Source organism: Shewanella marinintestina (assembly GCF_023283845.1).
Classification (GTDB): Bacteria; Pseudomonadota; Gammaproteobacteria; order Enterobacterales; family Shewanellaceae; genus Shewanella; species Shewanella marinintestina.
This window is the reverse complement of record NZ_JAKILC010000009.1, coordinates 75364-88374: the sequence shown is the minus strand read 5'-3', so window position 1 is coordinate 88374 and position 13011 is coordinate 75364. Positions and strand designations below refer to the sequence as shown.

10 protein-coding genes are annotated in these 13011 nt (G+C 43.4%); 5 read left to right on the top strand and 5 right to left on the bottom strand.

Annotated features, from left to right (window positions below):
• Nucleotides 1–131: 131 nt before the first annotated feature.
• On the bottom strand, nucleotides 132–908 hold the full coding sequence (locus tag L2747_RS11870) for a hypothetical protein (protein WP_248999242.1): 777 nt from the start codon (nucleotides 906–908) through the stop codon (nucleotides 132–134).
• A gap of 226 nt (nucleotides 909–1134) precedes the next feature.
• Between L2747_RS11870 and cysB the strand changes: the two genes are divergently transcribed.
• The gene (gene cysB / locus L2747_RS11865; protein ID WP_248999241.1) at nucleotides 1135–2109 is read left to right on the top strand and encodes an HTH-type transcriptional regulator CysB; all 975 of its coding nucleotides are present in this window, start codon (nucleotides 1135–1137) and stop codon (nucleotides 2107–2109) included.
• Nucleotides 2110–2197: 88 nt separating this feature from the next.
• Here cysB and L2747_RS11860 read toward each other — a convergent pair whose 3' ends face one another.
• Nucleotides 2198–3574 carry an L-serine ammonia-lyase gene (locus tag L2747_RS11860; protein ID WP_248999240.1) on the bottom strand — a complete coding sequence of 459 codons (1377 nt, stop codon included), beginning with the start codon at nucleotides 3572–3574 and terminating at the stop codon, nucleotides 2198–2200.
• Between the two features lie 393 nt (nucleotides 3575–3967).
• Here L2747_RS11860 and nagZ point away from each other — a divergent pair, with 393 nt between their 5' ends.
• From nagZ to L2747_RS11845, 3 genes are all read left to right on the top strand, one after another.
• Entirely contained in the window at nucleotides 3968–4975 is a 1008-nt protein-coding gene (gene nagZ / locus L2747_RS11855; protein ID WP_248999239.1) for a beta-N-acetylhexosaminidase, read from the top strand.
• 73 nt (nucleotides 4976–5048) lie between these two features.
• Nucleotides 5049–5588: an alpha/beta hydrolase YcfP gene (ycfP, locus tag L2747_RS11850; protein ID WP_248999238.1), complete on the top strand. Its 540-nt coding sequence runs from the start codon at nucleotides 5049–5051 to the stop codon at nucleotides 5586–5588.
• A 529-nt stretch (nucleotides 5589–6117) separates the two neighbouring features.
• Nucleotides 6118–6393 (top strand): acylphosphatase, encoded by a 276-nt coding sequence (locus L2747_RS11845; protein WP_248999237.1) that lies wholly within the window; start codon nucleotides 6118–6120, stop codon nucleotides 6391–6393.
• On the opposite strand, the gene L2747_RS11840 is transcribed toward L2747_RS11845, so the two are convergent.
• From L2747_RS11840 to L2747_RS11830, 3 genes are all read right to left on the bottom strand, one after another.
• Complete coding sequence (locus L2747_RS11840; protein WP_248999236.1) at nucleotides 6390–7406, bottom strand: peptidoglycan binding protein CsiV; 1017 nt, start codon at nucleotides 7404–7406, stop codon at nucleotides 6390–6392. The genes L2747_RS11845 and L2747_RS11840 overlap by 4 nt on opposite strands.
• Nucleotides 7403–10876: a transcription-repair coupling factor gene (mfd, locus tag L2747_RS11835; protein ID WP_248999235.1), complete on the bottom strand. Its 3474-nt coding sequence runs from the start codon at nucleotides 10874–10876 to the stop codon at nucleotides 7403–7405. Before mfd ends, L2747_RS11840 begins: the two co-directional genes overlap by 4 nt.
• Nucleotides 10877–10965: 89 nt before the next feature.
• On the bottom strand, nucleotides 10966–11562 hold the full coding sequence (locus L2747_RS11830; RefSeq protein WP_248999234.1) for a hypothetical protein: 597 nt from the start codon (nucleotides 11560–11562) through the stop codon (nucleotides 10966–10968).
• Nucleotides 11563–11780: 218 nt separating this feature from the next.
• On the opposite strand from L2747_RS11830, the gene L2747_RS11825 reads away from it, so the two are divergent.
• Complete coding sequence (locus L2747_RS11825; RefSeq protein ID WP_248999233.1) at nucleotides 11781–13004, top strand: lipoprotein-releasing ABC transporter permease subunit; 1224 nt, start codon at nucleotides 11781–11783, stop codon at nucleotides 13002–13004.
• The last annotated feature ends 7 nt before the right edge of the window (nucleotides 13005–13011 follow it).

Genomic DNA, 13011 nt, shown 5'->3' with positions numbered 1-13011 from the left:
TTTTATTACGCATTAAAAAGCCCCGTATTAACGGGGCTTTTTTGTGGTCGGTATAAACGATAGAAGCTTAAATGAGTAAAACAATATGGCTGTACGTACTAAAAGTTCAAAGTAAGACTATTGATAACTTACTACCACTTCTTCTTAGGCTGAAATAGCACATCGATATCGTCGTCTTCCGTCTTGGTTTTAGTAACGGAAGGCTGGGCATTTTTTTGTGCCCCAGTGATCTCTTCTAGCATTGTTTTCGCTTCATCTACCTTACGAGTAATGAAAGGGTCGTTTGGTGTTTGCGATTTTATCGTGTGTAAGGTTGCCAGCGCTTTAGTGACCATCTGCTTTGCAGACCCGTATTGCTTCATAAAACAGGCTGCTCGTCCTCTTGCTAGCATCGAATCGACGTTAATACGTAGCTGTAAGCTATCAATACGCAGCTCTTCTTCACTAAATATAGTGGGCTCTACTTTGCCTTTATTGTGCTCTGCACGAAGAATGGCTTTCATTTTTTTAAGAGTTTTGACTAGATTTAGCACTTGTCGGTCATTATCTGGTAAACGAAATGACTCAATCGCTGGTGCAGACTTAGTACCTGATTGCAGGGCTTGTATTTGGGCGCTAAGATCACCTAAACGACGTTGGTAGTCGTTACTTTGATTACCTGCAAGTGGCAGTGCACCAGTAAGAGCTTCTTCTACTCGCTTGTAAAGCACTAAAATGATATTCGAAGAGCAGGGAATAAGTCCTGTGTTTGATAACACTTCTTCAGTTTCATCGATAATAGCGCGGTGACGGGCAAGCTCTGTCCGCCTTTCAGCTTCAGCACGGGCTTTTTGTTGCTGAATGATGCTAATGCCAATTACTAGAAGTAAGAGCACGCCGATTAAAACTAAGACTGAAGCAAATATCATAGCAGAACCAATAATTTCACAATTCGGCTAATGCTACTATAAATCAACATTCTAGGGTAGTAATCTTCACTATGCTTTCTCGATAAGTGTTTCGTTGAGAATGACTATTATGCTATATTCCATTTGATATAAATATTGAGATGTACTATAACCAATAATTATACTTAAATGCGTCATTACTTATTTATTAGACAGGTAACAAGCCTGCCCATAGGAAGGATAAAAGATGAAGTTGCAGCAACTTAGATACATAGCAGAGGTCGTCAATCACAACCTCAATGTTTCCGCCACTGCGGAAAACCTGTATACATCTCAACCTGGTATAAGTAAACAAGTGCGTATGCTAGAAGACGAACTTGGGATCCAGATTTTTGGTCGCAGTGGTAAGCATTTAACTCATGTGACCCCAGCGGGTCAACAAGTGATTAGCATAGCGAATGATATTCTTGGGAAAGTTGAGAGTATTAAAAAAGTCGCTGAAGAGTACACCAAGCCTGATCAAGGTGAGCTAAATATTGCCACTACTGACACTCAGGCACGTTATGCGTTGCCGCATATCATTCAAGGCTTTATCGATCGCTACCCTAAAGTTAATTTACATATGCATCAAGGTACGCCATCACAGATCAGCGAGCTTGCGGCTAGAGGTGATGCCGATTTTGCTATTGCTACTGAAGCTATGCACCTTTACAGCGATTTGATCATGTTGCCTTGTTATCACTGGAATCGCTCAATAGTCGTTACTCGGGACCATCCGTTAGCTGCAAGAAGCAATATTAGCATTGAAGATTTAGCCCGTTTCCCATTGGTGACATATGTCTTTGGTTTTGACCGCGCATCAGAAATTGAAAAATCCTTTAATCGTGCAGGATTAGAACCAAGAGTCGTATTTAGTGCAACGAGTGCTGATGTACTTAAAACCTATGTGAGATTAGGCTTAGGAGTTGGGGTTATTGCTTCAATGGCGATTGATGAGCATATGGATAAGGATTTAGTCGCAATTGATGCAAGTCACTTATTTGCCCATAGCACCACCAAAATTGGTTTTAGAAAAGGTAACTTCTTACGTACTTATATGTACGATTTTATCGAACATTTCGCCCCACATTTGACACGCACAGTGGTTGAGCAGGCTGTGGCTCTAAGAGATGCGCAACAGATTGAAGCTATGTTTAAAGATGTTGAATTGCCAGTTAGATAGCCTTGCACTTTAAACCAAAAAAAACCTCGCCATAGCGAGGTTTTTTTATGGTGTACTAAATCATTTTAATGACAGATGAGACTTTGGTTTAACACTCGACAATATTTACAGCTAAGCCACCTTTAGCGGTTTCTTTATATTTGCTGCGCATATCTTTACCTGTATCCATCATTGTCTTGATCACTTTATCGAGTGAAACCTTGTGATTACCATCGCCGCGCATTGCCATGCGTGAGGCATTAATCGCTTTTACAGCACCCATGGCATTACGTTCGATACAAGGTACCTGTACAAGGCCGCCGACAGGGTCACAGGTTAATCCTAGATTATGCTCCATACCAATCTCTGCTGCATTTTCTACGTGCTCGACAGTACCACCCATAATTTCGGTGAGTGCTGCCGCAGCCATAGAACAAGCTACACCCACTTCACCTTGGCATCCGACTTCAGCACCTGAAATAGACGCGTTCTTTTTATAAAGAATACCGATAGCTGCCGCGGTCAATAAGTAGCGACAACAAACGTCCATATCGACTTCTTGTACGAACATATCGTAATAGCACAATACGGCAGGGATAATACCCGCAGCGCCGTTGGTCGGGGCTGTTACAACACGATCGCCAGCGGCATTTTGCTCATTAACGGAAAGAGCGAATAAGTCGACCCAGTCCATGGCGGTTAATGGATCAACACAGTTTTTGCCTTCGGCTTTTAGGCGGCGATACAGTGAAGGTGCGCGGCGTCTTAGTTTTAAGCCGCCTGGTAAAATGCCTTCTTTCTGATAACCACGTTCAACACAGTTTTTCATGGTTTGCCAGATCTGCCATAGCTGCTCGTTGATCTCATCCGCATTTGCGATACTTAGCTCATTAGCCATCATTAATGATGAAATGCTAAAGCCGTTAGTCGTGCAAAGTTCGAGTAGTTGTTGCGCCGAGTTAAAATCGTAAGGAGCAGCTTTAATGGGGGTTGCTGGCGATGCATCCTGCGCTTGAATTTCATCTTCATCAAGTATGAAGCCACCACCTACGGAGTAATAGGTGCGCTCATATATGCATTTCCCCTCACTGTAAGCATATAGCGTCATGGCATTGGCATGAGCAGGTAAGCTTTTTCGTCTATGGTAAGTAATACCGTTAGCGCGGCTAAAGAGTACCTCACGACCATCGGTAAGTTTGAGACGCTCTGAATCACTCACTTGCTGTAAAATATCATCAATGGTGTCAGTATCAACCGTATCAGGCGCTTCGCCCATCAGGCCTAAAATTACCGCTTTACCTGTTCCGTGACCTTTGCCTGTTTGGCCTAAAGAGCCAAACAATTCAGAACGTAATTCATCAATGCTATCTAGATGGCCTAGAGTTTGTAATTGATTGATGAAGATATTGCCGGCTTTCATTGGGCCAACAGTGTGCGAACTTGACGGCCCGATGCCGATTTTGAACATGTCGAATACACTAATCATGCTAAACCTTTATTGCTCTAGTCGTTATAGTTATAACCAATCACTAAGAAATTACTGGATGGAGGAATGACGCTATTCTTGGTATATTTCGTCTATCCAGCGTGTTAAAACAACGCCTGCTGTTAATCTTAGTCGCTTGAATTAATTGGTGTAAAAAAGTATCCCATACTTTAGCTTTTTCTCTAGCATTAGTTTTTTTGTATCCAATTTTCAGGCATTAGATAAACTAATTGTAAACCAGTCGCTGTTATTATGTTTTTTTACTAGACGAGTTTTATATTAGTGACGATTTAACATGTATTTATAGAGTATTTTTGCTTATAGCAAGGTGTGAGTCTTGCTATAGCGGATGTAGATATTATCTACATATTGATTAAAAATTTAGAGGGTTATATGAGTTATTTGATGTTAGATATTGAGTCCACGACGCTAAATGTTGCTGAATCGTCGCAGTTAACTCACCCTATGATAGGCGGATTAATATTATTTAGTCGCAATTATGCTGACCGTACACAATTAGTTGAGCTGATAAAATCGATACGGGCGATTCGCCCCGATATTATAATTGCTGTTGATCATGAAGGCGGCAGAGTGCAGCGTTTTCGCGACGGTTTTACCGTATTGCCAGCAATGGGCGATATTTTACCGGCAGCGAAAGGTGACATGAGCCAAGCCAAAGCTTGGGCTACAGAGCTAGGTTACTTAATGGCTATTGAATTATTAGCTGTTGATATTGATTTAAGCTTTGCACCTGTGCTTGATTTAAACGGCATCAGTCAGGTTATTGGCACTCGTAGTTTTAGCTCTGAAAAAGACGAAGTGATTGAGCTTGCTAGTGCTTTTATTGATGGTATGGAGCAAGCAGGAATGTGCGCTGTTGGTAAACACTTCCCCGGACACGGCAGTGTAGAGGCGGACTCTCATATTGCTAAACCTGTTGATGAGCGTAGCAAAGATCAGATTTTTGCAGAAGATATGCAGCCATTTGTTAACTTGATTGGAAAAGAGCGCTTACAAGGCATTATGCCAGCGCATGTCATATATCCCAAAGTAGACAGTCAGCCAGCCGGCTTTTCTCCCTATTGGTTACAAGAAGTACTCCGCAAGCAGTTGTCATTTAATGGCGTAATATTCTCCGATGACTTAGGTATGAAAGGCGCTGCCGTGGCTGGTGGATATGCAGCTCGAGCACAAGCTGCACTGGATGCTGGTTGTAATATGATCTTAGTGTGTAACGATAGCGCTGGCGCCACCGAGGTGTTAAACACGGTTAACTGGCCAACTGATGACAAAGGCTTAAGCGCTAACTTATTAAAGCCAGACGCCAAAAAAGTCGCTAAGGCGCTGGAAGACAACGCCCGCTGGGAACGTGCTAAAGCAATCGCGAAAAGTTTGACTTAGCGCAACATAAAAACAGGCGCAGCTTGATAGGTTAAGTCATAATTACCGTTGTATTTATTGTCTGGGGGACAAAATGATCCTTTATCTTCATGGGTTTGACGCAACGAGCCCGGGTAATCACGATAAAATGCGTCAGCTGCAATTTATCGACGATGATGTGCGTTTAATCAGCTACAGTACGCAACACCCTAAAAATGATATGCAGTATTTGTTGAATGAGGTCAGTAAACAAATTGCTTCTTCTGATGATGAAGCGCCGTTGATTTTAGGTGTCGGGCTAGGTGGTTTTTGGGCTGAACGGATTGGTTTCTTAAACGGTATTAAGTCGGTCCTGATTAATCCTAATTTAAAGCCTGAAGACAATATGGCTGAACATATTGACCGTCCTGAAGAATATGCTGATATCGCTAATAAATGCGTTAAAGATTTTCGGGCGCTAAATGCTGGTAAAGCATTGTGTATTTTGGCTCGTCAAGATGATGTGAATGATAACGCGAAAGTTGAATCTACACTTAAAGAGTATTACTCGATAGAGTGGGATGAAGATCAGAAGCACAAGTTTGTTTCGCTTGCGAGTCAGTTACAACTTATTAAGGCATTTAAAGCAAGCTAACTATTTTGTCGTAAATATAAATAGAGCCGCCACAAGCAATTGACGCTTGTGGCGGCTTTTTTATATGCAGACTGAAGACTTTTAAAGTATGAAACACAACAATCGCTAGATAGCAGCAGTCGGCAGGTTAATGGTTTAGCTTACTTTGCTGAACTGTGTGCTTTAGGCTATGTTATTTCTTATACCAATTAGTATTAAGATTTGGTCGCTCAGCGAGAATTTAGCGGCACTGAGACAAGGCAACGAGTGAAGAGCATAGTTATTCTACGTTCAAACTTGTTAACGCAGTATCAGAGCCGCTAAAACTCGCCATTCTGGAGCATTTTTGGCTGCCTACTTCTACGTTGAATAACTTCACAAGGGAACAACCATTCTTTCAGTTATTCGCCTTGAATTAGTTTGCCAAAAACGCTCTGAGTAGATCAACTTCTTATACTAATTGGTATTATACAAACAGATATTTGTTTGAGATCAGTAATGACTATTGTAGGCAGTGTCTAAGTTGAGTGATTCTTAAAAGGAATACGTGATGAAACGTGTGGTTATAAAAGTGAAAGGTAGGGTTCAGGGCGTTTCCTACCGGCAAAATACACTCGCTCAAGCAAACACTTTAGGAGTTACGGGGTATGTCAGTAATCTAAGTGATGGTTCGGTGCAGATTTTAGCGCAAGGTGGGCAACCCGCAGTCGATAAGCTGATTAGTTGGTGCCATATCGGTTCGCCATCATCACTGGTTGATGAGGTCTTTGTAGAAGAAGACGAGGCAGATGATATCTACCTCGATTTTTCAATCATTCAGCTTTAAAGTGTTGTTGCAGGTAATTCAGCAACGTCCTTTGTTGGTTCAACGACTTTAGCTGTTGGTTGTTCCATTTTACGGATCTGGATAATCATGCCCATTTTAGGATGGTCAAAATAATGGACTTCATCACTGCGTACCCGGCGATTTTGCGTCATCGGAATAGAGTACAGGTACGGTGTTGTGACCGCTTGTGATTCTGCATTTTCCCCAGTGTTTTCCAACGTATTAGGATTAGCTCTTAACTCGTTGTTAGCGAGTAACACGGTTTTACTGCCCGCTTCACGTAATCTAAAGTCTGTTTCGATAAACAGATAGTGCTGCAAATAAATATTTATCGTTCCGTCAAACTTCCAAACAGGCTTGTTGTTATCAGTTGCAAACTGACTGCCCATAAAATCAAAGTTACCGAACTCTGAGGTCGTTGAGCTTGCCTCAATAGGCTGGCCATTAAATTCAAACTCTTCAGAATAGTCATGACCAGAGAATAATTTAACGGGTACGGCACGGTTTCGCGGTAACATCGACTGTTGCCATGTCATGTGTAACAGGCTTGAAGTACCTTTTTCACGTGAAATGGTTGCCATAATATCTTTAAATTGACTTTGGCTCTCGGCAAGTAGCACGGCACCATCGCCTAAATGAGCAACCGCTGGCGTCGACGCAGAAATTTGCATTGGAACATCGGCCATCGCTTTATGGTTAGCGCTGCTTAGTTGTTCATTACAGTTCACGCTATCGGTTGCCCAATCAGTTGAGGTACAACCGTTGAGACCCATATTTAGCGCAGTTAAATCAGTGCTGATCATAGGTGTAATAAAATCGACAGTCTTACGATTCTGCTTAGTCGCCGCCGTTGTTGGCCATTGTTCGGTCGTTGGAGTATCCCGTTCAAAGATATAGACTTCGACCTCAAACCAGCGTTCAGCTGCAGCAACGGCACTGGCAGATAGGCTAGATAAAAGGCTAACAGCTAAAGCTGCGCTTAGCTTGTTTTTAGATAGTCTTAACACGATCATTCTCCAAGACGATGTTGAAACAACTGCTCAATTAACAGTTTTAGTAGTGCAAGCCTGTCTTTTGCTGTTTCAGACGGCATAGCAAATTTTAGCTTATTGGGCCCGTCCATTCGATATACTTGGGGCTGAGTTTGCAGTAAGCCGATGATAAAGGTTGGATCAACCTTATTATTTTCACCAAACTCTATACTACCACCTTTAGCGTGCATTTCGATTTTTCTTAAGCCTAACTGCGTGGCTAAGTGCTTATAAAGTGTCATTTCCATCAAGTTTTTGGTGGCGTCAGGCAACATACCGAAGCGATCGATTAGCTCGACTTTCAATTCATCCAAAGCCTTGGCTGTTTCACAGTTTGCAATGCGCTTATATAAAGATAGGCGCATATTCACATCGGCAACATAATCTTCGGGTAAAAGTGCTGGGATTCTTAGCTCTATTTCACACTGATGGCGCAGCATCTGGTTAAGCGAAGGCTCTTTGCCTTGCTTTAACGATTTCACTGCATCTTCGAGCATTTCCATATAGAGAGTGAAACCGATTTTCGAAATATGACCACTTTGTTCATCACCGAGTAACTCACCGGCGCCGCGGATCTCAAGGTCTTGAGTGGCAAGCATAAAGCCTGCACCGAGATCTTCTAACGCGCCAATGGCTTCAAGGCGCTTACGAGCATCTTTGGTCATTCGCTTTGGATGAGGCGTCATGAGATAAGCATAAGCTTGGTGATGCGAGCGACCAACGCGGCCACGTAGCTGATGCAGCTGCGCAAGACCAAAGTTATCGGCGCGTTCAATCACAATCGTATTGGCTGATGGTACATCAATACCAGTTTCAATAATGGTAGTACACACCAGCACATTAAAGCGCTGATGGTAAAAATCAGACATGACTCGTTCAAGTTCACGCTCACGCATTTGACCATGGGCAGTAACTACACGCGCTTCAGGTAGCAATTCACTGATTTCAGCAGCGCGTTTTTCAATGGTTTCAACACTGTTATGCAAGAAGTAAACTTGGCCGCCCCTTAATATTTCACGCAGCAAAGCTTCGCGAATTGTCGCTTCATCGTACTCTCTAACAAAGGTCTTAACTGCAAGGCGTTTTGCAGGGGGCGTAGCAATAATCGATAAGTCACGCATACCCGACATCGCCATATTCAAAGTACGTGGGATTGGCGTAGCCGTAAGCGTTAAAATATCCACATTGGCGCGTAGCGCTTTAATTTTCTCTTTTTGTCTGACACCAAAACGGTGTTCTTCATCAATAACGAGTAAACCTAAATTCTCAAACTTAGCCTCAGATTGCAGCAGTTTATGCGTACCAATCACGATATCGACTTTACCGTCGAGCAAGTCTTTCATAACTTGGGTTTGCTCTTTGGCGGTTTTAAAACGCGACATCACTTCAATCTTAAATGGCCAATCGGCAAAACGGTCTTTGAAGTTTTCATAATGTTGTTGAGCAAGGAGGGTGGTGGGCACCAATATCGCGACTTGCTTGCCATCGTTCACCGCAACAAAAGCGGCGCGCATTGCCACTTCTGTTTTACCAAAGCCCACATCACCACAAACGAGTCGGTCCATGGCTGTTGGGTTACGCATATCTTCAAGAACCGCCTCAATAGCCGTTTCTTGGTCAACGGTTTCTTCATAAGGGAAGCTATTGGCAAACTGGGCGTATTCTTCTTGGTCGATACGGCAAGCTTCACCTGGACGGGCTTGTCTGCGCGCATAAACATCGAGCAGCTCTGCTGCTACATCACGAATTTTTTCAACGGCTTTTTTCTTCGCCTTAGCCCAGCTTTCATTACCGAGTTTATTAAGCGTTGCTTCCTCATCTGGCCCAACGCTGTAACGGCTAATAAGATGCAGAGATGAAACCGGTACATAAAGTTTATCGCCGCCTGAGTATTCTAATACTAAGTACTCTGCAACTAAGCCTCCAGTATCTAAGGTCTCTAATCCTTGGTAACGGGCAACACCATGATCTAAATGCACTATAGGTTGGCCGACTTTAAGCTCGGCAAGGTTTTTAACTAATGCGTCAGAGCTAATTTGGCGTTGCTTATCACGGCGACGGCGCTGGGAGATCCGCTGACCAAATAGTTCGGTTTCACAGATTAAGCTAAACTTACCGCCGGTTTTCTTCTCAATCACGCAGCCTTGTGCCAGCGGCGATACGATTAAACCTATTTTGGTTTTGCTGCTGGCAAATTCATCAAAATGTGCAAATAGCTTAGGCTTGATATTAATCTTGCCGAGCAGCTCTAATAGCGCTTCTCTACGACCTTCAGATTCGGCGCTAAATAGCATACGCTCACCCAGCGTTGCATACTGCTCTAACTCTGCAAGTGGCTGTTTAAGCTTATGGTTAGCTGTGATATCCGGCAGCTTGCTGACCTTTGCCGGTATTGCTGTACCGGTATAACTGAGATCTTTAAGCCCAAAGCGAGGTAAGGCTTTAAAGTTAGCAAAAATTTGCTCCGTCAGTAAATACAGCTCTTGCGGCGCTAATAAAGGTCTTAATGGGTCGACGCGTCTATCTTCATAGCGTGTTTCAACTTCTTTAAGGTGCGACTGAGTCGCGGCTTCAATATCGCCAACGCTAACAAGCTGAGTTGAGTCAGGCAGATAGTCAAATAGCGTTGCCGTTTCGTCGAAAAACAATGGCAGGTAATTTTCAATACCGGCCGGCATGGTCTTTTTACTGACCATTTGGTAGATAGAGCCCGGTTCTTTGACTAAGACTTCAAAGCGGCGGCGGTATCTTTGTCTAAAGCCTTCAATCGCAGCGTCATCAGTTGGGAATTCTTTAGCCGGTAACAGGCGGATTGAATCTATCTCTTTACTTGAGCGTTGGGTTTCCGGGTCGAAATGTCGAATGGTTTCCACTTCATCATCAAACAGCTCAATTCGATAAGGTTGGCTAGAGCCCATAGGAAAAATATCGATAATCGAGCCGCGTACTGCAAACTCGCCGTGCTCATAGACCTGCTCAACCACATGGTAGCCGGTATTGATGAGCTGCTCGCGCACATCTAACAGGCGATATTTATCGCCTTTTTCTAGCATTAACACATTGCCAGTTAAGAATGATTGCGGTGGTAGGCGCACCATCAAGGTGGTGATTGGCACAATGACCACAGCTTGTTGGGCTTGGGGAATACGCGATAATGCCTCTAAGCGTTGCGAGACCAGATCTTGATGCGGTGAGAAACTGTCGTAGGGCAGAGTTTCTCTATCTGGAAATAGCCAAATCGATATTGATTGTTCACTAAGCAGATAACTAAGCTCGGTATCGAGCGCTATAGCCGTTGGGGTGTCGGCGGTAACAACTAGGGTGATCCCTTGATGTTGCTTAGCAATATTTGCGATGGTTAGCGCTTGGTCAGCGCCGCCGAGTGTACACAGCGTTTGTGCCAATTTGGCACTTTTGACAGCTGGCGGAGTCAATACAGAGAAAGCATTCATTAAGGCGAGGAAACAAGTCCATTTGCAGTAAAGTTGCTAAGTATTGTAGAGGCTTGTTTCAACTCATGCCAGCGAAAAATCTTTTTGTGCTAGCGAGCCTGTTGGCGTAATTTGAGTTGCTTTTGTTGCAAACTTAAACTGGCTTTGACCAATTGCTCGACATCATTTTCTTGGATCACGCTAAAACTGAGTTCACAGACATAAGGCGCAGCTTCTACTAATTGAGTCGTTGACGACTCAAGGGCTTTTTGCTGGCAGCTTTGCACTGTAGCAACACATAAAATAGCAATCAGCTCTTCTTTGATATGCAAGGTCACTTGAAACGTTTGCCCAAGTTCAAGCGCGATAGGGCTAGTAATGGCTAATCCACTGCCGCCAAAATGACTGCCTTGATAACGAGTACCTTCGTACTGTTCTTTGGCCATAATATGCTGCAAAACCATATCGATTTTGCGTGATTGCAGTTTTAAAAATTCCACCACTGTTTTTGCATCATCGTCTAAATGACGCAATTGCAATAAACAATCTGACTCTAACGCTTTTACATCGCTGATCAGCTGTAAACTGGTGGGTAATAACATGCTTAACTGCTCAGCGGTTGGTAAAGGTTTAGCGCTGTCCCAAGGACTCAAATAGGCATCAAATGGGTGAATAATACTAAAATAGGCGGTAGAGTCGGATAACAAGGGAGTTGCCTCTTGTTTTTAGGGGGCTAATACCCCTATTATCGTGCGCATCTTTATGATTTAGCAAGGTTAGACATTAAAATGTCTTGCTTTGGCGCTGAGTTCTACAGTTCTTATTACTAGTTATGCAATGATTCTTCGTGCAAACGGGGCATTAGTGGGTGACTAAATTCTGGCTCTGAGGCTTCAGCATCAGTCGATTTTATTTGGGTTTTTTAATGAATTTTTCATTATCGTTTTACATAGGTTATCGCTACTGGCGCGCAAAGAAAACCAATGCATTTGCATCCTTTATTACCTTATTTTCCGTTTCTGGCATTTTATTGGGTGTGGCGGCATTAATTGTTGTGAGCTCGGTGATGAATGGTTTAGAAGGCCAACTTAAGCAGCGTATCTTGGGCGCGGTGCCGCAATTAACCGTGCATGCTTCTAGCTCTATAGCGGACTGGCAAAAGCAAGTTGAAAAGCTTAGCCTGCTTCCTGGCGTTGTGGGCGCTACGCCAAGTATTTCGACCCAAGCTATGCTGCAGTCAGCCAGTAATATTGGCGCGGCGCAGGTTTATGGGATCTACCCAGACCAAGAAAAAAGCTTATTAAAAACCACCCAGAATGTATATTCCGGCAATTTCGATTTACTTGAAGCCGGTAAGTATCGAATTATCTTAGGCGCAGAATTAGCGCGCGTTCTGGATGTAGCTCCGGGCGATAAAATTCGCGTATTAAGTGGTGACGGCGTGGTATATACGCCGTTAGGCCCTGTGCCAAGTCAGCGTAAATTTACCGTTGTTGGCATATTTGAAATGGGCTCGCAAGTTGATGGCACGCTTGCTTATGTTCATCATGATGATGCGCAGCGTCTGATGAGACAAACACCAGGCGAAATTAAGCAGCTGCGTTTGTATCTAGATGATCCATTTAACGCCGCTAAAATTGCTCCAAAAGTAACCGCACAATTTGCAACGCCTGTTACCACAACGGATTGGCGTGATACCTATGGTCATCTTTTTGGCGCGGTAAAAATGGAAAAAAATATGATGAGCTTAATGTTGAGTCTTATCATTGCGGTTGCTGCTTTTAATATTGTTTCTGCATTAGTGATGATGGTGGTCGACAAAACCACCGATGTTGCTGTGTTAAAAACCCAAGGGCTGACAACGCCTAATGTGATGGGGGTTTTCCTTATTCAAGGTTCGCTCAACGCTATTCTTGGCTTGATTTCCGGCGTTACAGTTGGCGTGTTGTTAACCTTTAACTTAAATAGTATTACCCACTTTTTAGGGATCTCTATTTTAGGCGCAGGGCAGAACTTACCTGTGCAATTAGAGCTTAGCCAATTAACTTGGATTGTGGTCGGCACGTTAGTGATGACGTTATTAGCCACCATTTACCCTGCGATTCGCGCTGCTAATGTGCAGCCAGCTACTGCGCTTAGATATGAATAAGCCTAGA

Bases quoted from the DNA above. Each gene is read 5' to 3' on its own strand.
- L2747_RS11870 (WP_248999242.1), bottom strand. From the start codon at position 908: ATGATATTTGCTTCAGTCTTAGTTTTAATCGGCGTGCTCTTACTTCTA.
- cysB (WP_248999241.1), top strand. From the start codon at position 1,135: ATGAAGTTGCAGCAACTTAGATACATAGCAGAGGTCGTCAATCACAAC.
- L2747_RS11860 (WP_248999240.1), bottom strand. From the start codon at position 3,574: ATGATTAGTGTATTCGACATGTTCAAAATCGGCATCGGGCCGTCAAGT.
- nagZ (WP_248999239.1), top strand. From the start codon at position 3,968: ATGAGTTATTTGATGTTAGATATTGAGTCCACGACGCTAAATGTTGCT.
- ycfP (WP_248999238.1), top strand. From the start codon at position 5,049: ATGATCCTTTATCTTCATGGGTTTGACGCAACGAGCCCGGGTAATCAC.
- L2747_RS11845 (WP_248999237.1), top strand. From the start codon at position 6,118: ATGAAACGTGTGGTTATAAAAGTGAAAGGTAGGGTTCAGGGCGTTTCC.
- L2747_RS11840 (WP_248999236.1), bottom strand. From the start codon at position 7,406: ATGATCGTGTTAAGACTATCTAAAAACAAGCTAAGCGCAGCTTTAGCT.
- mfd (WP_248999235.1), bottom strand. From the start codon at position 10,876: ATGAATGCTTTCTCTGTATTGACTCCGCCAGCTGTCAAAAGTGCCAAA.
- L2747_RS11825 (WP_248999233.1), top strand. From the start codon at position 11,781: ATGAATTTTTCATTATCGTTTTACATAGGTTATCGCTACTGGCGCGCA.